This is a genomic window from Hymenobacter oligotrophus (assembly GCF_003574965.1).
Lineage (GTDB): Bacteria > Bacteroidota > Bacteroidia > Cytophagales > Hymenobacteraceae > Solirubrum > Solirubrum oligotrophum.
Genome location: NZ_CP032317.1, coordinates 2568546 through 2586954, shown reverse-complemented (window position 1 = coordinate 2586954; position 18409 = coordinate 2568546). Strand labels below are relative to the sequence as shown.

17 protein-coding genes are annotated in these 18409 nt (G+C 58.4%); 8 read left to right on the top strand and 9 right to left on the bottom strand.

The window, feature by feature from the left end; translation table 11 throughout:
• Positions 1 to 33 precede the first annotated feature (33 nt).
• Positions 34 to 888, top strand: coding sequence for an aminotransferase class IV (locus tag D3Y59_RS11040; protein ID WP_119445101.1), 855 nt, complete (start codon positions 34 to 36; stop codon positions 886 to 888).
• Entirely contained in the window at positions 885 to 2114 is a 1230-nt protein-coding gene (locus D3Y59_RS11035; RefSeq protein ID WP_119445100.1) for a cysteine desulfurase-like protein, read from the top strand. The genes D3Y59_RS11040 and D3Y59_RS11035 overlap by 4 nt, the downstream gene beginning before the upstream one ends.
• Before the next feature lie 415 nt (positions 2115 to 2529).
• Here the strand turns inward: D3Y59_RS11035 and D3Y59_RS11030 are convergent, their stop codons facing one another.
• Both D3Y59_RS11030 and D3Y59_RS11025 read right to left on the bottom strand, forming a co-directional pair.
• The gene (locus D3Y59_RS11030) at positions 2530 to 3096 is read right to left on the bottom strand and encodes a dihydrofolate reductase family protein (protein WP_119445099.1); all 567 of its coding nucleotides are present in this window, start codon (positions 3094 to 3096) and stop codon (positions 2530 to 2532) included.
• A gap of 48 nt (positions 3097 to 3144) precedes the next feature.
• Positions 3145 to 3567, bottom strand: a complete 423-nt coding sequence (locus D3Y59_RS11025; RefSeq protein ID WP_119445098.1) for a DoxX family protein — start codon at positions 3565 to 3567, stop codon at positions 3145 to 3147.
• A 137-nt stretch (positions 3568 to 3704) separates the two neighbouring features.
• Between D3Y59_RS11025 and D3Y59_RS11020 the strand changes: the two genes are divergently transcribed.
• Complete coding sequence (locus D3Y59_RS11020; RefSeq protein WP_119445097.1) at positions 3705 to 4691, top strand: GlxA family transcriptional regulator; 987 nt, start codon at positions 3705 to 3707, stop codon at positions 4689 to 4691.
• Here the strand turns inward: D3Y59_RS11020 and D3Y59_RS11015 are convergent.
• The 4 genes from D3Y59_RS11015 to D3Y59_RS11000 all read right to left on the bottom strand — a co-directional run bounded on the left by D3Y59_RS11015 (position 4688) and on the right by D3Y59_RS11000 (position 8091).
• The gene (locus D3Y59_RS11015; RefSeq protein ID WP_119445096.1) at positions 4688 to 5236 is read right to left on the bottom strand and encodes a GNAT family N-acetyltransferase; all 549 of its coding nucleotides are present in this window, start codon (positions 5234 to 5236) and stop codon (positions 4688 to 4690) included. The genes D3Y59_RS11020 and D3Y59_RS11015 overlap by 4 nt on opposite strands.
• A gap of 61 nt (positions 5237 to 5297) precedes the next feature.
• Complete coding sequence (locus tag D3Y59_RS11010; RefSeq protein ID WP_119445095.1) at positions 5298 to 5972, bottom strand: Tudor-knot domain-containing protein; 675 nt, start codon at positions 5970 to 5972, stop codon at positions 5298 to 5300.
• Positions 5973 to 6100: 128 nt separating this feature from the next.
• Positions 6101 to 7618, bottom strand: a complete 1518-nt coding sequence (locus tag D3Y59_RS11005; protein ID WP_205590824.1) for a M61 metallopeptidase family protein — start codon at positions 7616 to 7618, stop codon at positions 6101 to 6103.
• A 167-nt stretch (positions 7619 to 7785) separates the two neighbouring features.
• On the bottom strand, positions 7786 to 8091 hold the full coding sequence (locus D3Y59_RS11000; RefSeq protein WP_119445094.1) for a hypothetical protein: 306 nt from the start codon (positions 8089 to 8091) through the stop codon (positions 7786 to 7788).
• Between the two features lie 279 nt (positions 8092 to 8370).
• Between D3Y59_RS11000 and D3Y59_RS10995 the strand changes: the two genes are divergently transcribed.
• The gene (locus D3Y59_RS10995; protein ID WP_119445093.1) at positions 8371 to 9405 is read left to right on the top strand and encodes an SDR family NAD(P)-dependent oxidoreductase; all 1035 of its coding nucleotides are present in this window, start codon (positions 8371 to 8373) and stop codon (positions 9403 to 9405) included.
• Between the two features lie 286 nt (positions 9406 to 9691).
• Here the strand turns inward: D3Y59_RS10995 and D3Y59_RS10990 are convergent, their stop codons facing one another.
• Positions 9692 to 10066, bottom strand: coding sequence for an SPW repeat domain-containing protein (locus tag D3Y59_RS10990; protein ID WP_119445092.1), 375 nt, complete (start codon positions 10064 to 10066; stop codon positions 9692 to 9694).
• Between the two features lie 158 nt (positions 10067 to 10224).
• Here D3Y59_RS10990 and D3Y59_RS10985 point away from each other — a divergent pair, with 158 nt between their 5' ends.
• Positions 10225 to 10950, top strand: coding sequence for an energy transducer TonB (locus D3Y59_RS10985; protein WP_162910694.1), 726 nt, complete (start codon positions 10225 to 10227; stop codon positions 10948 to 10950).
• A 174-nt stretch (positions 10951 to 11124) separates the two neighbouring features.
• Here the strand turns inward: D3Y59_RS10985 and D3Y59_RS10980 are convergent, their stop codons facing one another.
• On the bottom strand, positions 11125 to 11511 hold the full coding sequence (locus D3Y59_RS10980) for a VOC family protein (RefSeq protein WP_119445090.1): 387 nt from the start codon (positions 11509 to 11511) through the stop codon (positions 11125 to 11127).
• Positions 11512 to 11983: 472 nt separating this feature from the next.
• Between D3Y59_RS10980 and D3Y59_RS10975 the strand changes: the two genes are divergently transcribed.
• Both D3Y59_RS10975 and D3Y59_RS10970 read left to right on the top strand, forming a co-directional pair.
• Positions 11984 to 12598, top strand: a complete 615-nt coding sequence (locus D3Y59_RS10975; RefSeq protein ID WP_119445089.1) for a hypothetical protein — start codon at positions 11984 to 11986, stop codon at positions 12596 to 12598.
• On the top strand, positions 12576 to 13640 hold the full coding sequence (locus D3Y59_RS10970; RefSeq protein WP_119445088.1) for a helix-turn-helix domain-containing protein: 1065 nt from the start codon (positions 12576 to 12578) through the stop codon (positions 13638 to 13640). Before D3Y59_RS10975 ends, D3Y59_RS10970 begins: the two co-directional genes overlap by 23 nt.
• Positions 13641 to 13742: 102 nt before the next feature.
• On the opposite strand, the gene mfd is transcribed toward D3Y59_RS10970, so the two are convergent.
• A complete protein-coding gene (gene mfd, locus D3Y59_RS10965; RefSeq protein ID WP_119445087.1) occupies positions 13743 to 17255 on the bottom strand; it encodes a transcription-repair coupling factor in 3513 nt (1170 codons plus the stop codon).
• Positions 17256 to 17541: 286 nt separating this feature from the next.
• Here mfd and D3Y59_RS10960 point away from each other — a divergent pair, with 286 nt between their 5' ends.
• A complete protein-coding gene (locus D3Y59_RS10960) occupies positions 17542 to 18285 on the top strand; it encodes a metal-dependent hydrolase (RefSeq protein WP_119445086.1) in 744 nt (247 codons plus the stop codon).
• Positions 18286 to 18409: the final 124 nt, after the last annotated feature.

Genomic DNA, 18409 nt, shown 5'->3' with positions numbered 1-18409 from the left:
CGGCCGTAACTTCCGGCGCTTGCTACCTCGCCCATGAACCCGGCTCCCTACGCATACCTGCGCGGCGATTTTGTGCCGCTCGATCAGGCCTTTTTGCACGTCAGCGACCTAGCCATTCAGCGCGGCTACGGCATCTTCGATTTCCTGAAGGTGCAAGACGGCCACCCGCTGTTTCTCGACTATTACCTCGACCGTTTCTACCAATCGGCTGAGCTGATGGAGCTAGCCGTGCCGCTGCCGCGGCCCGAACTGGAGGCGGTACTGCGGCAGCTCATCGGCCGCAACAACCTGCCGCTGTCGGGCATCAAGCTGCTGCTCACGGGTGGGTACTCCAGCAGCGGCTACGAGCCGCCCGCCCAGGCCAACCTCATCATCACGCAGCAGCCCATCGCGCTGCCCACGCCCGAGCAGTTGGCGCGTGGGCTGCGGATCATCAGCCACGAGTACGTGCGCGAGTTTCCGGCAGCCAAAACCATCAACTACAGCATGGGTATTCGGCTGCTGAAGCGGCTGCAAGCCCTAGGTGCCGACGAGGTGCTGTACCATCAGCAAGGTTCGGTAACGGAGTTTCCGCGCGCCAACTTCTTCATCGTGCGGCCCGACGATACCGTGGTTACGCCCGCCGCCAACGTGCTCGGCGGCATTACGCGGCGCAACATCCTAGGTCTGTCGGGGCGGCCGTACCGCATTGAGGAAGGCCCCGTAACCCTGCACGACGTGCGCCAGGCCAAAGAGGCGTTCCTGACGAGCACCACCAAGCTGGTAATGCCCGTAGTGCAGCTCGACGACCACGTAATTGGCAGCGGCCAGCCCGGCCGCGTCACCCTCGATTTACTTCACGCCCTCACGCAGCTCGAACAACAGCAGCTGACGCAATCCTACGCATGACCCACGCATCCATCCTCAGCATTCGTTCGCACTTTCCGGCCCTGCAGCCCAATGCCATCCGTCCGCCCTACATCTTCTTCGATGGGCCCGGTGGCACGCAAATGTCGCGGCAGGCCCTTGATGCCATGGTGGCCTACATCACGGGCGGCATGGCCAACCTGCACGGCACTTTCCCGACAAGCGTAGGCACCGATGCCCTGCTCGACGAAGGCCGCCAAGCCGTAGCCGATTTGCTGAACTGCGAACCACAAGAGGTGGCCTTTGGTCAGAACATGACCTCACTGGCCTTTGCCATTGCGCGCGGCCTGGCCGGCTTCATCAACCCCGGCGACGAAGTGTTGGTAACCGAGCTTGACCACCGCGCCAACGTCGACCCGTGGGTGACGCTGGCCAAAGACCGCGGCGCCGTGGTGCGGTTTATCCCCGTCAGCCCCGAAACCTATACCCTGGAGCTCGACGACCTAGGCACCCTGGTAAACGAACGTACCAAGCTGGTAGCCGTGGGCATGTCGTCGAACGTGACGGGCACGGTTACGCCCGTAGAGCGCATCATTGCCCGCGCCAAGGAGGTTGGCGCCCTCACAGTGGTCGATGCCGTGCACGCCGTGCCGCACTTGCCCATCGACTTTCGGACCCTAGGTGCCGATGTGCTGCTGTGCTCGGCCTACAAGTTTTTTGGGCCGCACCTAGGCGTGGCGGTTGTTTCGGCCGAGCTGTTCGAGAAGCTGGCGGTGTATAAGCTGGCACCCGCGCCCACCGACATTCCGCACAAGCTCGAAACCGGCACCCAAAACCACGAAGGCATTGCCGGGCTTATCGGCGCGCTGGAGTTTGTGCAGGCCCTAGGTGAGGGCAGCACCCGCAAGGAGCGGCTGCGCGCGGGCCTCGAGGCCATTGATGCCTACGAGCAGGAACTGGCCCAGGAGCTCGAACGCTTTTTGCTGTCGGTGCCGCAGGTGCGCTTGTACCGCGCGCCGGCTGGCACGCGCAAAACGCCTACGCTGGCATTTACCATCGAAGGCCGCAACTCCCGCGAAGTAGCCGCTTGGTTTGCCAAGCGCCACCACATGTGCATTGCCGATGGGCACTTCTACGCCTCCACTTTGGCCGATAAGCTGGAAGTAGGCCCGCAGGGCGGCTGGGTGCGCATTGGCCTGGCGCCGTACAACACCGCCGAAGAAATAGAGCAGTTCAAAGCGGCGCTACAGGAGTTTTTGGCTGAGTAGCCGACCTGGGAATTAGACATGGCACCGACAATTTTAGAAGACCGTCCTGCTGAGCTTGCCGAACCGTAGGTCGGCGTAGCCAAGCATTTCTCCCGCTTCGTTGTCCGGCTGTAGTGCACCAATGTTGTTAACGGGTTACCAGCTAGTTCCACTCCTCAGATGAATTCCGCGCCTGGAGCGGCGTGGGCTAGGGGTGGTTGAAAGGCTAGAATTAAAGCTAAACCCGTCTGTCATCCTGAGGCGTTAGCCGAAGGACCTTATCACGAGAGATAGTAAATACAACCTGGCGTGAGAAGGTCCTTCGGCTAACGCCTCAGGATGACAGCGTAAACAACGGCTATCCAACCACCCCTAGCCCACGCCGCTCGATGCGCGGAATTCATCTGAGGAGTGGAACTAGCGCTAGCTGGTAGCTTTAATCTTGGTTAGCTTCTTCCTTCTTCGGAGCCGGGGCGTAGGTGAGCACGGTTACGCCTGAGGGGTGCGCTTTTGAGCTGACCAGCTTTAGGTTGGCGGTGCTGCCTTCCTGAAACAGGCGCTGGCCTTTGCCTACCACCAGCGGAAACACCATCAGGCGGAATTCGTCCACGAGGTTGTGTTGCATCAGGGTTTGCACCAGTTGGCCGCTGCCGAACACCAAAATATCCTGGCCGGGCTGCTGCTTCAGGCGCGTAACGTACTCCGCTAGGTTATCGGCAGCAACGATGTGCGTGTTCTGCCAGGGGCCTTCGGTAAGCGTGGTGGTTACTAGGTGCTTGGGCATGGTATTGATGCGCTCGGCGTAGCCGTCTTCGTCGGTGCGGCTGGGCCAGGCGGCAGCAAAGCCCTCGTAGGTAACGCGGCCAAGCAGGAGGTCGTCGGCAGTCATCATTTCGTGCAGCTTAAACTGGCCTTCTTCCTCGCCGAAGTACTCGAGCGTCCAGCGGGGTTCTTCCATTACGCCGTCGAGGGTCAGAAACTCCGATACAACTACTTTTCTCATGGTGGGGAGGTAATGACTGAGTAGAGTGCTAAACTATTAGAAAAGAACCTAGGCCACGGCCAGCTGCGTAGCCACGGGCGCATTGGCTGCGGGGGCGGTGCGCAACTGCTGGCGCTTTTTCCAGAGCAAGTAGCTCAGGCCCATAAAGCCCAGAAACAGCAGCGGCGATACGATAAGCGCAGGGCTGTCGTGGGCGGCGGTACGAGCTGCGCAGGCCCCGAGCAAGTTGAAGGTGAAGCCGGCATAGGCCCACTCCTTAAGGATGCGGTAACGGGTTTGCACCAAGGCCAGCGCACCTAGGGCTTTGCCGGCGCCCAGCACCAGCAGCACGTGCTCGGGGTAGCCCAGGTGGCGCATAATTTCGCGGCCCTCGGGGCCTTGCATCAGCTCCATGATGCCAGCCATCAGCATGAAGGCCGAAAAGAGCAGGGTGGTGGCGTAGTAAAGGGCGGTTGTGGTTTTGGCTTTCATGGCTGGGCTTGGATAAAAGGGTTTGGTATATGCCTGATGGACATCCCAAAAGTATTAGCAACGCCGACCACCTAGGGGGTGTAAATGCGACCATCTGCGGGGTTGATTGCGACACCCCAGAATGGTAGCTTGGCACCATGAAACACATTACCATCCTGGTTCCTAAAGGGGCCATTCTAGGAAGCATCGAAGGGCCACGGCTGGTGTTCTCGGAGGTAAACGCCCTGATGCAGCGCATGGGCAAGCCGCCGTTGTTTCAGATTCAGCTGGTAGGCCTCGTGCACGACACGCCCGTGTGCGGCGGCCTGTACCAAGTGCACACCGATTTGCTTACCTCCGACGTGGAGCGCACCGATTTGGTGGTTATCCCCGCCATCGATGGCGACCTAAGGCAGGCGCTCGACGATAACCGCGACTTTATTCCGTGGATCATCGGCCAGTACAAGCGCGGCGCCGAGGTGGCCAGCCTGTGCGTGGGAGCGTTTTTGCTCGCCTCCACGGGCCTTATCAAAGGGCGGCAGTGCACCACGCATTGGGCGGCGGCCAGCTACTTCCGGGCCATGTTCCCCGATGTGCAATTGGTGGAGGACAAGCTCATCACCGACGAGCACGGCATTTACTCGAGCGGTGGGGCTTTCTCGTACCTCAATCTGGTGCTGTACCTGATCGAAAAATACGCCGGCCGCGACATTGCCGTAACCTGCGCCAAGGTGTTTCAGATTGACATTGAACGCGTCAGCCAATCGGCCTTTATCATCTTCAAAGGCCAGAAAGAGCACGGCGACGAGCCCATCAAGAAGCTGCAGACCTACATCGAGGACAACTACCAGGAGAAGATTACCGTCGATCAGCTGGCCGACATGCTGGCCCTAGGTAGGCGCAACCTCGAGCGCCGCTTCAAGAAGGCCACCGCCAACTCGGTGGTCGAGTACATTCAGCGCGTAAAGATTGAAGCGGCCAAAAACAGCTTGGAGTCGTCGCGCGATACCGTGAACGAGGTGATGTACCAAGTAGGCTACACCGACCCCAAAGCCTTCCGCGACACGTTCCGGCGCATCACCGGGTTGTCGCCGAAAGAGTACCGCGACAAGTACAACCGCGAGCGGGCCGTGGCTGCGGTTTAATACAGCACCTGCACCTGGCGGGCATCGTAGAGCTGCAGCCAATCGCGGCGCAAAATGGCGTAGAGCAGCTCGTCCTCGAACTCGCCTAGGTCGTTCAGGCCCGATTCGCGCATGACACCCTCGAACTGAAAGCCCGCCGTTTTCTCGATGGAGCGCTTCGACGACAAGTTCGACACGCGGCAGCCGGTGGCTACGCGGTTCAGGCCCAGCAGCTCGAAGGCCAGGTAAAACAAGTGCGGCTTGCTGCGCGGCGTAACGCCGCGGCCGCGCATGTGCTCAAACACATCGGCGCCGGTAGAGCCCGCGCGTTCTTCCCAGCTGTCCACCGAAAGCAGCGTCATGCCGGCCAGCTCCGCGCCGAGCATGGAGTAAAAGCCGAAGTTGGTGCGCTGGCCGCCCTCGTACCGGGGCAGGTAGTTGCGGAACAATTCCTCGAGCATCGGCTGCGAATCGGGGCGGCCCTGAAACAAGCCAAACACCTCCGCCAGGTTGTCCTCGTTGATGAGGTGCAGCGTAATGCCATCGGCGTGCAGGGCTTTAAACATGGCAGTGGAGGTGTTGCAGGTGAAGGCTAAATCATAGATCCGGTAGTTGCGCCTAGGTAGGTTACTGATCTTGGCAGTAGCAGCGAATGAAGTTGGCTTCGCCTTCGCGCTGGTTGTCGTAGGGCGAGCCGGTGGCGCCTTCCTCCAGGTACAGAATGGTGTGCCGGTTTTGGTTGCTTTGGCTGCGTATGTCGTCTTTATCGGTAGGGCCTGCATACCAGCCGCGGCGCTTCAGGCGCAGGTTCGAGCCGCTGGCCCAGGTAAGCTCGCGCGTACGGGCATCGAAACGGTAGGTGCCTACGGGCCCGGCCTCTAGTATTTTGTATTGGCCGGCGGGCATTATCCACATGCTGCCCACCAGCATGTTGGCTGCGGTGGTGTAGCACAAGTATTTGCCTACTGGCGGACCATCCTTGCCGGCCGCCGAAGTTTTGGTGGCGGGCAGTGGCTTAGCCGAGGGCGCAGCAGGTGTAGGTTTGGGAGTTGGTGCCGCAGCCGACGCTGCTTTCAGGCGGGCTGGGGTAACCCATTCATCCCAGCTGGCGGCGTAGCCATCGTAGTGAATTTTGTAGGAGCCGTTTTTCGCCTCCAGAACCCTGCCTGGGTACCACGAGCTTTTCCACTGAATCTGGACTGCGTCGCCGACTTTGTAGGCGGCCGGATTTTGGGCCTGCACAAGCAGCGCAAGCGGCAGCAAACCTAGGGCTGAAAGACGGCAGGGTAGAGGTAGGTGCATGCGGTATAAATCAGCGGTTAACAGTGCCGACGTTGCAACAATACACCGCCCGAGCTTCGCCGCAAAATCGTGCTGCAACTTTGCTAGGCTGCTCCGAAAAGCAGCGTTAAAACCCCACTGCGAAAGGCTTACTTCTGCGCTACCGATTTAGCGGCGGGCTTGTTGTTGAGGTACCGCTCGCGCACGGCATTGCTGGCGCCGGTGGTTTTCAGTACCGGCATGCCCTGCACGGTTTCCACCGCAAAGCCTTCGATCAAATCGGCGGTAGCGAGGGGCAAATCGGCGCCTACCAAAATGTGCTTCTGAAAAAACGCGCTGATGTCCTGGTGCAGGTACTCCTGCACCATGGCCAGGAACCGCTCGTCGGTAAACTGCTGGCCGGGCTGGCGACAGGCTTGTAGCATCTCGCGCATCAGGTCGTCGAGCGAGCGGGTGTAGTTGGTTTTCTTCAGAATTTGGTTGTCGAGCCAGAAGGCAAACACGGCGCCGCGGCGGTAAGCCAGCGTTTCGAAGCTGCGCGACTTCCAGAAGTTATCCTTGAGGACGTAGTTGGGTTGGTTGCGCTCGGGGTTGTTGTACAGCGACTTGATTATGCGGCTGTTGAAGCTCTTCACCCAGTCTTCCAGCGAGAGGGAGCCGTTGCGCAGGCGGTTTTTGTAGGCGTAGTAGTCGGTAAAGCCTTCCGTAAACCAATAGTTCAGCTCCTCGTGCGCGGCGCCGATTTGCCCGCCCAGCCAGTCGTGCATCATCTCGTGGTTGAACATGTAGCTGAGCACATCCCAGTTGTTGAACGGGTTGTTCGACGACTGCAGCTTAAAGCCCTGGTGCAAACTCTCGCCGCGCATGCTCTGCCCGTGCCAAGTAGTATCGGCGGTGCTAATGGTGGGGCTCATGAACACGGTGTAGAGAGCTGGGCCGGCATCGTTCCAGAACTCGCGCTGGGTGCTGAGCACCTGCTGCAGGTTGCTGAGCACGCGGGCCTCGTCGTAGTTGTGCCATTGCCCGCGCACGGCCAGGTACACGGGCTTGTTGCGGTAGCTAAACTGCTGCAGGCGGTAGTCGCCGCCCACGTAGAGCGAGCGGTAAAACTGTGTCCAGAGCTTGCCCCGGAAGGTTTGCTGCGCTACCTGCGAGGCAAACGTGTTGTGCAGCACGTAGCCCGCTGGGAAGCCCACCCACCGGATGCTAGCCGTAATGCTCGGCTCGGTGGGCGCATTGGTGATAAACTCGGGCATGGCAAACAGCGACTCGCCCAGCACGTGGAAGTACGTATCGGTTACGCGCGGCCGGTTGAAGGCGTCGCGTGGGTACTCAGCCGCATCCTGCTTTACGCGGTACGAGAAGCTCACCGAACGGGTGCGCGGGTGGTACACCACAATGCGGTTGCTATCGGGCACCACCCGAAAGCGGTACTGCGCGTTTTCGCCCGCAAAGCCACCTAGGCAAGCCAGCAGGTTTTTCTCGCCCCATACCTCGTTGGCGAAGTGGAAATAGGTAGAGTCGGTGGCCTTGGGCGTGCGCACGCTCAACTGCACCCGCAAACCCTCGGTGCCTAGGTTGGGCGAGTAGTGCACGGCGTAATCGAGGCGGTGTTGGGCCAGCAGCAGGGTAGGCAGCAGGCAGCAGAAAAGCAGCAGGAGTTTCATAGGCAACGGTGCGGGGCGAGCGTGTTGGCAAATGTAGAGTGCCTGCTAATCAGGTGTTTTCACATGATGATGTGAGCGTGGCTCGCTCACGTAGCTCTAGGTGAAAAAAGCACGGGGCCGCCCTGCCAGGTGCAGGGCGGCCCCGTGGGCAATAGGCGAGCCGGGCGCTAGTAGGTGCTGCCCGAGGTAGTGGTGGCGGCTTTCTGCTTTTGCTTTTTGCGCGCCTTCTTCATTTCCTTGTTGCGGCCGCTGGTTTGGCCTTGGCCCGAGGCAGCGGTGGTGGTTTCGCGGTCGGCGGCGGGTTGGGTGTTTTGGGCGGGCAGCGTGCCCAGCGAGCCGGGCGCCTGCGCCGGCGGCGCCGACTGCGGGCTGGTGGTGCCGTTTACGGTAGGCGTGCCCTGCGACGAAGTTTGGGCCGAGGCGGCAGTAGCGCCCAGCAGCAGGGCAGCGGCAAATGCAAAAGCAAGTTTCATAGCTATGGGTGTTGATGACGAGCTGATGCATACGGCCCGGCTTGCCCTTGCGTTCGGCCTAGCTAGCCAGGCCTATGCTTTGCCCGCATGGTGCCGCGCGGTGTAGCGCAGGCTTGGCCCGCGTTTGCGCGAACGATAACGATAGGGAAAAACCACCCGAGCAGTACCGTGCCACCGAGCCCGCGCTACACCGCACCCGGCCCAACCTGAAGCATATCCAGCCCCGGCGGCAAGCCGTAGGCCGAAATGCCACACCGTGCCCAATCCACTATTCTAGCTATGAAACACAAACGCCTACCGTTACCCATTCCCTTGGCGCTGCTTGTGCTCTTGATTGGCTTGCTTAGCAGCTGCGCCACCTCCAAGCCCGGCACCGCGGTGCAGAAGAAAGTACAAGGCAAAACCTACGTGATTGTGGGCGCCTCGAGCGGCTTTGGCCGCGGCATGGCCGAGCAGCTGGGCGCCCTTAAGGCCAACGTAGTGCTGGCTGCCCGCCGCACCGAGCTGCTCGAAGAAGTAGCCGCCAAAGTGCGTGCCGGTGGGGGCCAAGCCCTGGTGGTAACCACCGACATCAGCCAGCCCGACCAAGTGCAGCGCCTCGCCGATGCCGCCGTGCAGCAGTTTGGCCGCGTGGATGTGTGGGTAAACGACGCCGGCGTGGGTGGTATTGGCCGCTTCTGGGAAATACCCGTTGCCGACTACTCCCGCATGATCGACGTGAACCTGAAAGGCATTGTGTACGGCAGCCATGCCGCCATGCAAATCTTCAAGAAGCAAGGCGCCGGCGTGCTCATGAACCTGGGCTCCGTCGAAAGCCACGTGCCCCTGGCCTACCACGCCGTGTACGCCGCTACCAAAGGTGCCATCAAAAACTTCGACCAGGCCCTTAACCAAGAGCTGCGCCTAAGCGGCTTCCGGAACATTGAGGTGGTTACCATTGAGCCGTGGGCCGTGGATACCCCGTTCTGGACGCACGCCGCCAATTACAGCGGCGGCACGCCCCGCATGGCCGCCATGGACCCACCTACCAAAGTAGTAAATGCCATGGTGCGCTCCTCGGTGCGGCCGCGGCAAGAGCTGCCGGTGGGCTGGAAAGCCCGCGGCGCCGTTACCTCGCACCGCCTGCTGCCGCACTTCACCGAGCGGCTATCGGCCAACATTGCGCACCGCTACCAAATCAAAACCGCGCCGCCTGCCCCAGCCAACGCCGGCTCGTTGCATCAGCCCGAAGTCGAAGGCCGCGGCGTAGCCGATGGCGTAAAAGCCCGCATCAAAGCCGAAAACAAGCAACGCCGCGAGCAGAAAGGCAAATAGCAACGGCACCCACTATGAACGTCATGCTGAGCCCAGCCGAAGCATCTCTACCGCGTCGTTGCGCGGTGTAGCGCGGACTTCAGTCCGCGTTTGCTAGAACGAGCGGAATGCTGTAGCGCGGACTTGGCTACGCCAACCTTCGGTTGCGGTCCGCAGATGGAAAAACCAACAACGGCTCGGAGCACCTGCCCCGAGCCGTTGCGGTATTGTACCTGGTACCAATCGTGCTGACAAACGCGGACTAAAGCCCGCGCTACATCGGGCAACGAAGCACTAGCCGCAAACCTTAGCGCGTGCGGTACTTAGGCATTTCCTCGGGCCGCGACAACGCCGTTACGATGCTGGCAATGGCGCCCATGGCCAGGAAAGCGTTGCGGGCGCGGGTGTTCTTGGCGAAGCCAAACAGCCACGGCGCAGCCAGGGCCGTCAGGCCGCTTACGGCATCGAGCGCAAGGTGGGTTTTGTAGGGAATCACCTTCACGGCGCCCCATTCGGCGCGGGTAAACAAAGCCGAGAGCAAGGCCGTGCCGCTAAGCACGTAGCACAGCGTAGAGGCAGTTTTGTCGTGGGTGAAACCGAACGCGGCCGGCGCGGCGGCGATAGACGGAATCATGGTGAACTCCGGGATGGCATGCTGGCGGCGCGAAATGGGCTGATCCATAGGGTATCGGGCTGGGTTTGATGGGTTACACGTGCTGCTACCAGAGCAGTACAAAACCCAACGGCCCAACCGCCGAAAAGGATAATGCCGAGGTTGCCCCGCATCGTTGATGCTGCCGCTCAGTTCCTATGTTTGTGGGATATACACGCTACCTCCCAATGAAATATCTCATCTGCCTAGGTCTCATCAGCATTTCCGTAACCGGCTATGGTCAGCAGACCAAGAAAGTGACCGAGCATCGGGGCAACTCCAAAGAGCAATACAGCGCCCTGAAAACCGACCCGAAGGTGAAGCACGGGCCTTATGCCCGGTACGAAGGCCAGTCGGGGCAACTGGCCGAGCGGGGCTATTACCGCAACGGCGTGCGCGACAGCATCTGGACGGAGTACCACTGGGGCGGCAGCAAAGTGCGCGCCCGCGGCAAGTACCGCAACAACGAAAAAGTAGGGGAGTGGCAAGCCTACGATTACAAAGGCGAGTTGGTCCAGCGTTTCGACTACACCAAACGACAGTTGCTGCTCGATAAGCCCAACCCGTGGGCCGAAAAAGTCACCGCCAAATCCCTGGGCGCCGGCGCAACGCTCGATAGCAAGCCCACTTACATCGGCGGTTGGGATGCCGTTTTCAGAACCATTGGCATGAATGTGCGGTACCCCGCCCAGGCGCTGCGCAGCAATATTCAGGGCGAGGTGCGCGTGGCCTTCACGGTTGATGCCGATGGCAAGGCGTCCGGCTTCCGGGTAGCCAAAGGCATCGGGGGCGGCTGCGACGAAGAGTCGCTGCGTGTAATTCAGATGATTACGGATGGCTGGTTTCCGGCGCAGGTTGATGGGCAGCCGGTTGCCGCAGAGTTAGAGGTGCCGGTAAGCTTTTCTATTCGCTAGGTCGTCACAGCGCCCAGGCCCGCCCGACCAAGGCGGGCCTTGGCGTGGGGGTGCATTCCAGGGCAGGGCTTGCGTGTCGGGCTCGTTGTTTGTTGCTACAGCGGCGCTTGCCATCCTGCTGGCGCTGGCCTCCTGGCACACTCCCACACCGCATTCACCTAGGCCGCGCCTAGCTTACCCGGCATCATCGGCAGGCTCCCACAGCTCAATCTTGTTGCCTTCCGGGTCGAGGATGTGCACGAACTTGCCGTACTCCGAAGCCTCAATTTCGTCGAGGATGGTTACGCCTTCGGTGCGGAGCTGCGCTACCAGGGCCTCCAGGTTCTCGACGCGGTAGTTGATCATGAACTCCTTGGCCGAGGGCTCAAAATAGGTGCTCGTCTCGGCGAAGGGGCTCCATTGCGTCGAGCCTTGTTTCGTGGGGTCGGCATCATCCCGCCACGCAAAGCTGGCCCCGTAGGGGTTGGTATCGAGCCCTAGGTGCGTTTTGTACCACTCGCGCACTTGGGCGGGGTCTTGGCACTTGAAGAAGATGCCGCCAATGCCGGTTACTTTTTTCATTGTCTTTGTTGTGTCGGGAGGGTGCCATTCGGCAAGGAGCGCAGTCTAAGCAAAAACGAGGCGGAATGAATCGGAAAGGCATTGAATTAGTATCAGTGCTCTTTCAATGCTGCCTACAGGCGCGTTGTGCGTTGATGAGGCTTACTCGTTGCGGAACAGGATTGCCGCTACGCAGCAAAGAGGCGTAGCTTCCCTCCAACTTGGACACGACCTACAAGCTCGCGCCGCATAGTGCCTAGAAAGCATTCGCTCGCAAGACTAACTCCGTGTGTTGGTTGAGCTCAATAAGAAACTCATTTGCTCTGAACACATACGTTTATATGCTAATTTCAGTAGATGAGCTAATCTTATTAGTTAAATTAAAATATTGAACTACAGTATTTTATGTTCAAAGGAAATTTTTTTGGAAATTTTTGTAAGGATTATTGTATGTTTGCTGCGTTCATTGTCTACAACCAAACACCATTCACCTATGACAACAACTCCACTATCTCAAGCTGAAACCCTGGAGTACATCAAAGACGTTCTGCCGATTGTATACTCTTGCATACATGAGGGACATAATCAATTTGATTTGCGCAACAGCGAGTATGCACACGAACTAACTAGGGCAACTCGCTCAAGTATGATTCGTGACTACGTCGTGTACCGCGCCAAACAGGAGCTAAGTGGAAATCCTCGCATTCAGTTTAAGGAGGTGCAGAGGATGATGTTAATGGTTGTAGGCGACAAAGTAGCGCTGCGCTTTAAAAAATTAACTAAGAAGCGTAAGTCCGTTAACATCCTTACTAAGCAAGTTCGCAAATGGCGTGAAGGTCAATTTATCATGGAGATACCGGGTATTGAGGCACAGCGTCTCACTTGCATAGACGTAGGGTATGTGAATGATGCTATTGGCGCTGGCATAGATAACGTCTGGGCTGTGGCCTTAGGCGATGAGCCTTGGTTCTTCAATATGACAGAAGATTTAGCAGGAGTCATTACCCCGACACTGTTTAGCTCTCCAGAAGAGCTTCCTGAAGAAAATCCGTTTACCGTCAAACCAGCCGCAAGGAAAAAGCCCAATGACAAACAAGCCGGTATTTAACGGCGATGCTTTAATGATAGCCCGTCGTTCGCGGGGAATTAGCCAGAAAGATTTAGCTAGTGAAATAGGAATTACGCCTGCTACATTATGTAAATTAGAAAGAGATGATTTGTCGATTAAAGAAGATTTATTAGAAAAAATTGCGAACGTCCTGCGCTATCCTAAAAGTTTTTTCGCTAAAGATGTTTCTGTTTTAACGCCTAATATTATCTATTACCGGAAAAGAGCTGCGGCTCGGAATCCGGAAATAGATATAATAGATAGTCAGGTACATATTGAACGATTTCGAATAAAGCAGCTATTAAAATCTTTAGACCTGAACCAGAAGTTGGAGCCAATGAATCCGGTGGATTATGATTCGCCGGAACACATTGCTCGTATTGTGCGTAACAAATTGTCCGTACCTACGGGACCAATTAAAAACTTGGTTTCCACAATTGAGCGTGCTGGGGTACTTATTGTTACCACAGATTATAATATAGATAAGCTTGATGGTATGGTAGTGCCGGATCCTGACGCTCTTCCTGTAATATACATCAATAAAACTATGTCAGGTGACCGTCAGCGTGCAACTCTTGCTCATGAATTTGGGCACTGGATTATGCACAATGCTTTTAATCCAACGGCTTTAGAGGATGTTGAAGACGAGGCTTATCGATTTGCAGGAGAGTTTTTAGTGCCTGCAAAAGAGTTCCAAATTATGGTCAATGAAAAAACTTCCTTATCTGGCTATGCGGATCTAAAAAGATATTGGAAAGTCTCTATTCAATTTTTGGTGATGAGAGCTTATAAGCTAAAAATAATCAGTGATGAGCGCTACCGGTCATTGTTTCAACAAATTAGTCGTCTAGGTTACAGAAAGAAAGAGCCAATAGATATACCGATAGAGGTACCAGTTTTAATAAGTTCAATGATAAGAGCGCATTTGAATGATTTGGATATGAGTATTGATGAGATAGAAAATCATATAGGTTTATTAGTAGATGATATTAGGCATAGAATACATAGTCAGGGTGGAAATGGAATGATGAAAGTCGCATAAAAGAAACAAGCCCGCCAAAAGTGGGCTTGTTTCTTTTATGCGACTTTGTGTTGTTAATTCCTGCTTAATTAAATCTTAGAGTGCTTTATTAAATGATACTGCCTACACGTCATCCTCATCATCCGACACCGAAGCCGCAGCCACTACCGGCGGCATCGATTCCGCGCTTAGCTCGTTCATTAGCTCGCGGGCGTGCAGCACGTCGCGCACGTCGTCGATGCTGATGATGAGTTGGTCTTTGCGCTCCTTCATGCGCGAGGAGCGGGGGTGCGTCTGCACGTAGTTCAGAATCTGCCCGAACTGCTCGCCCTGGAAGTACGCCTCCGAGCCTTCGCCGGCGCGCAGGTAGCCTTTCAGGGTGCCTTTCTTCAAGGATACCTTCTCGAAGCCCACGCGCGAGCCCTGCCAGCGCAGGCGCACAATGTCGGCCAGCTGCTCTACCTCGGGCGGCAGCGGCCCGAAGCGGTCTTCCATGCTCACCAGCAGGCGGCGCAGCTCCTCGGGCTCCTTGGCGCGGTCGAGCTTCGAGTACAGCCGCAGGCGCTCCGATACGTTGCTCACGTAGGTATCAGGGATGAGGATTTGCAGGTCCGTTTCGATGCTGCACTCCTTGGGGCGGGCAAAATCGGCGGCTTCTTTGAGGCGGCCGGTGGTGTCGCCCAAAAACAGGTCGCGGAACTCCGTTTCCTTCAGCTCCTGCACGGCCTCGTCGAGTATCTGGTGATAGGTTTCGTAGCCTAGGTCGTTGATGAAGCCCGACTGCTCGCCGCCCAGCAGGTTGCCGGCGCCGCGAATGTCGAGGTCGCGCATGGCCACGTTAAAGCCGGCCCCTAGGTCGGAAAACTCCTCGAGGGTGCTCAGGCGCTTGCGGGCATCGGCGGGCAGGCCGGCCACCGGCGGCGTAAGCAGGTAGCAGTAGGCCTTTTTGTTGGAGCGGCCCACGCGCCCGCGCATCTGGTGCAGGTCGGAGAGGCCGTGCATGTGCGCCCGGTTGATGATGATGGTGTTGGCGTTCGGAATATCCAGGCCCGACTCGATGAGGTTGGTGGATACCAGCACGTCGTACTCGCCCTCCACAAACTTCATCATGCGCTTTTCCAGCATCTCGCCCTCCATTTGCCCGTGTATGTAGGTAATGCGGGCATCGGGCACCAGGCGCAAAATCATGGCGGCCTGCTCCTCAATGTCCTTCACGCGGTTGTGCACATAAAACACCTGCCCGCCGCGCTTTAGCTCGCGCGAAATGGCGTCGCGCACCAACAGCTCGTCGAACACGGCCAGCTCGGTTTGTACCGGCTGGCGGTTGGGCGGCGGCGTGCTGATTACCGACAAGTCGCGGGCGCCCATAAGCGAGAAGTGCAAGGTGCGCGGAATGGGCGTGGCCGTGAGCGTGAGGGTATCCACGTTCACTTTCAGCTCCTTCAGCTTGTCCTTGGTTTTCACGCCAAACTTCTGCTCCTCGTCAATCACCAGCAGCCCTAGGTCCTTGAACTGGATGTCCTTGTTGGTGAGGCGGTGCGTGCCGATGAGGATATCGGTTTTGCCCTCGGCCACCTTACCCAGGGTTTCCTTTACCTGCTTGGTGGTTTTGAAGCGGTTGATGTAGTCGACCGTCACGGGGAACTCGGCCAGCCGGTCGCGGAAGGTTTTGAAGTGCTGCATGGCCAGGATGGTGGTGGGCACCAGCACGGCCACTTGCTTGCCGTCGCACACGGCCTTAAAGGCGGCGCGTATGGCCACTTCGGTTTTGCCGAAGCCCACGTCGCCGCACACGAGGCGGTCCATGGGGTGCGGCTGCTCCATGTCGTTCTTCACGTCCTCCGTCGACTTGGCCTGGTCGGGCGTGTCCTCGTAGATAAACGACGACTCCAGCTCGGCCTGCAAAAAGCCGTCTTTGCTGAAGGCGTAGCCCGGCGCGGTTTTGCGCTTGGCGTACAGCCGAATGAGGTCGGCGGCAATGTCCTTAACCTTCTTCTTAACGGCCTTTTTCTTGTTTTCCCACTCCGGCGAGCCCAGCTTGCTCATGGTGGGCGGCGTGCCCTCGGCCCCCGAGTACTTGGCAATCTTGTGCAAGGCGTGAATGCTCACCGTCAGCACGTCGTCGTCGCGGTACACCAGTCGGATGGCTTCCTGCAAGTGGCCGTTGATTTCTACCTGCGTGAGGCCCACGAAACGAGCAATGCCGTGGTCTTGGTGCACCACGTAGTCGCCGGGGCTCAGGTTGCGCAGCTCTTTCAGCGTCAGGGCTTTCTTCTTCGAGAACTTGCGCTTCTCCTGGGCGCGGTAGTAGCGCTCAAACAGCTGGTGGTCGGTGTACACCACCAGCTTGCGGTCCTCGTCCACGAAACCCTCGCGCAGACCTAGGGCCAGGTGCTGAAAGCGCACGTCGTGGTCGAGCTCGTCGAAGATGGTGCGCAGCCGGTCGATCTGCCGCATCGAGTCGGCGGCAATAATGTTCACCAAATCGCGCCCCTGGTTTTCGTGCAGGTTCTTCACAAGGCGGTTGAAGTCCTTGTTGAACGAGGGCTGCGGCTTGCTCGTGAACTGCACCTGCTCGGCCTCTTTGTAGTAAAAGCGTTTGCCGAATTCCAGCACCGGAAACCGCTCCAGGCTTTTCTTCAGCGCCTTGGTAGTTTCGAACAAAGCCTCTGGCGACGACACAATCTGCTGCCCGCCGGCTTCCTCCAGCAGCTGCTTAAAGTTTTGCTCGGCCCGCTCGAACTGCTCGCCCACTACATCGAACAGCTGGCGTACGTCCTTCAGCCAAATGGCCGAGTTAACCGGCAAAAACTCCAGAAACGACTCGCGCTTTTCCTGCAGCAGCTTCGTCTGCACGTTCGGCACAATGCTGATTTGCTCCTTGCGCTCCACCGACAGCTGCGACTCCGGGTTGAACGTGCGAATCGAGTCGATTTCATCCCCAAAGAGCTCGATGCGGTAGGGCAGCTCGTTAGCGTAGCTGAACACATCCACGATGCCGCCGCGCACGGCGTACTGGCCGGCCTCGTACACAAAGTCGGTGCGCTCAAAGTCGTACTCAGCCAGCAGCTCACCTAGGAAGCTCACGTCGAGCCGGTCGCCTACCTTGGTGCTGAAGGTGTTCTGTACCAGGCTTTGCCGGTTGATAACCTTCTCGCTCAGCGCCTCGGGGTACGTTACGATGAGGGCACCTTTGGGTGGCTTATCGTCGTCGGCTTTGTCCGGGGCAGCGGCTTTGGGCTTTTCGTCAGCTTTTTTACCCTTCTCGCCCGATTTGCCGCTAAGGCGGTTCAGCACCTCGGCGCGCATGAGCACGTTGGCGTTTTCGGTTTCGTCGAGGGCGTAGGCGCGCTTGTAGGAGCTCGGGAAGATGAGCACCTCCTCCCGGTCGCCCACGAGGTGCTGCAGGTCGGAGGCGAAGAAAGTGGCCTCGTCGCGGTCGTGCAGCACAAACACAAGGTGCTCGTCGGGGCGGTCGAGGTGCAGGGCGGCGGCTACCGTGGCATCCTGGCTGCCCACCAGGCCGCGCAAATGAAAGCGCAGCGCAGCGGCGCCAGTGGCAGGCGCAAGGCGCATGGCCAGGGCCTGGATGTCGGTGTCGAGCGTGTAAAGGCGGAGGAATTCGGAAGCTTGCACGGGGTATCGGCTTGGAGCGGCGGCAAAGGTAGAAGCCCGACCGAATGGAATTTCGGCCGGGCACACGGTAGGCAATACCACCTAGGCGCGCCGAAAGTTTCCGATGAGCTGCCGCGCGCCCGCGCGCGCAGCTACCCGCAGCCCCGCGCCAAGGGCCAAAAGCCAGCGTTGGCCCAGAATATTGCCAAGTTCAGATATCGCAAAGGCTGTTTAAGCCAATGATTTTGGCCTTTTCGCGCGCAGCTGCCGTACTTTCGTATATCCACTTAGCAACTCTCAATCACTAGTGCGCGGATCTTCTCATTTAGCTATTGGCCTAATAACCGGAGCCGGAATTGCCGCCGTGGTGCCCGATATGCGCCTTTCGCTGCCCGGAGTTGCGCTGGCGGGTTTTTCGGCCCTGGCCCCCGACCTCGACCACCCCGGCTCGCGCCTGAGCAAGCGCCTGGGTTTTGCCCAAAACTACGTGCGCTGGGCTTTTGCGGCGGCGGGCGTGTTGCTGGGTTTGTACACGCACTTCAACCTGCCCATTGGCCCCGAGCGGCGCATGGGCTTTACGGCGGCCATGTCGATGTTCCTGATCGGTATGGCCATGCAAAACCAGTCGGCGCGCAAGCTGGCTTTGCTGTTCACGGGGGTAGGCACGGTGCTGGCCGGCCTGTACTGGCAGTTTTTGTGGCTGAGCTTGCTCGGCGCGTTTGTGGCCACGGCGCCCTTTACCTCGCACCGTTCCTGGACGCACACCATCTGGGCGGCCGCGCTCTGGACCTACATCGGCTACCTCGCCAACCGCGACCTAGGCTGGCACGGCGTAGCTGCCTACGCCGGGGCGGGGTACATGTCGCATCTGCTGGCCGATACGCTCACCAAATCGGGCGTGCGCTACCTGCTGCCGCTTTCCGACAAGGCGCTCAAGCTGCCGCTCATCTCCACCGGCTCATCCCTTGGAAATATGATAGAACTCGGCATATGTGCCGGATACGGTTTGCTGGTGGCCCTGCTGTGGTGGCAACGGTTCAGTTTTGCATAGTACCAAGTCAACCCAGTGCCGGCAAAATCCTAGGCAACGGCCGCTGTGGCGATTAATTGCGTTGCGGTGTTTGTCTATCGCCTAGGTTTTGTAACATTGCACTGCCCTAATGGGCACTTCGCAA

Excerpts from the sequence above, each read along its gene's own strand:
- D3Y59_RS11040 (WP_119445101.1), top strand. The coding sequence starts at position 34 with ATGAACCCGGCTCCCTACGCATACCTGCGCGGCGATTTTGTGCCGCTC.
- D3Y59_RS11035 (WP_119445100.1), top strand. The coding sequence starts at position 885 with ATGACCCACGCATCCATCCTCAGCATTCGTTCGCACTTTCCGGCCCTG.
- D3Y59_RS11030 (WP_119445099.1), bottom strand. The coding sequence starts at position 3,096 with ATGAGAAAAGTAGTTGTATCGGAGTTTCTGACCCTCGACGGCGTAATG.
- D3Y59_RS11025 (WP_119445098.1), bottom strand. The coding sequence starts at position 3,567 with ATGAAAGCCAAAACCACAACCGCCCTTTACTACGCCACCACCCTGCTC.
- D3Y59_RS11020 (WP_119445097.1), top strand. The coding sequence starts at position 3,705 with ATGAAACACATTACCATCCTGGTTCCTAAAGGGGCCATTCTAGGAAGC.
- D3Y59_RS11015 (WP_119445096.1), bottom strand. The coding sequence starts at position 5,236 with ATGTTTAAAGCCCTGCACGCCGATGGCATTACGCTGCACCTCATCAAC.
- D3Y59_RS11010 (WP_119445095.1), bottom strand. The coding sequence starts at position 5,972 with ATGCACCTACCTCTACCCTGCCGTCTTTCAGCCCTAGGTTTGCTGCCG.
- D3Y59_RS11005 (WP_205590824.1), bottom strand. The coding sequence starts at position 7,618 with ATGAAACTCCTGCTGCTTTTCTGCTGCCTGCTGCCTACCCTGCTGCTG.
- D3Y59_RS11000 (WP_119445094.1), bottom strand. The coding sequence starts at position 8,091 with ATGAAACTTGCTTTTGCATTTGCCGCTGCCCTGCTGCTGGGCGCTACT.
- D3Y59_RS10995 (WP_119445093.1), top strand. The coding sequence starts at position 8,371 with ATGAAACACAAACGCCTACCGTTACCCATTCCCTTGGCGCTGCTTGTG.
- D3Y59_RS10990 (WP_119445092.1), bottom strand. The coding sequence starts at position 10,066 with ATGGATCAGCCCATTTCGCGCCGCCAGCATGCCATCCCGGAGTTCACC.
- D3Y59_RS10985 (WP_162910694.1), top strand. The coding sequence starts at position 10,225 with ATGAAATATCTCATCTGCCTAGGTCTCATCAGCATTTCCGTAACCGGC.
- D3Y59_RS10980 (WP_119445090.1), bottom strand. The coding sequence starts at position 11,511 with ATGAAAAAAGTAACCGGCATTGGCGGCATCTTCTTCAAGTGCCAAGAC.
- D3Y59_RS10975 (WP_119445089.1), top strand. The coding sequence starts at position 11,984 with ATGACAACAACTCCACTATCTCAAGCTGAAACCCTGGAGTACATCAAA.
- D3Y59_RS10970 (WP_119445088.1), top strand. The coding sequence starts at position 12,576 with ATGACAAACAAGCCGGTATTTAACGGCGATGCTTTAATGATAGCCCGT.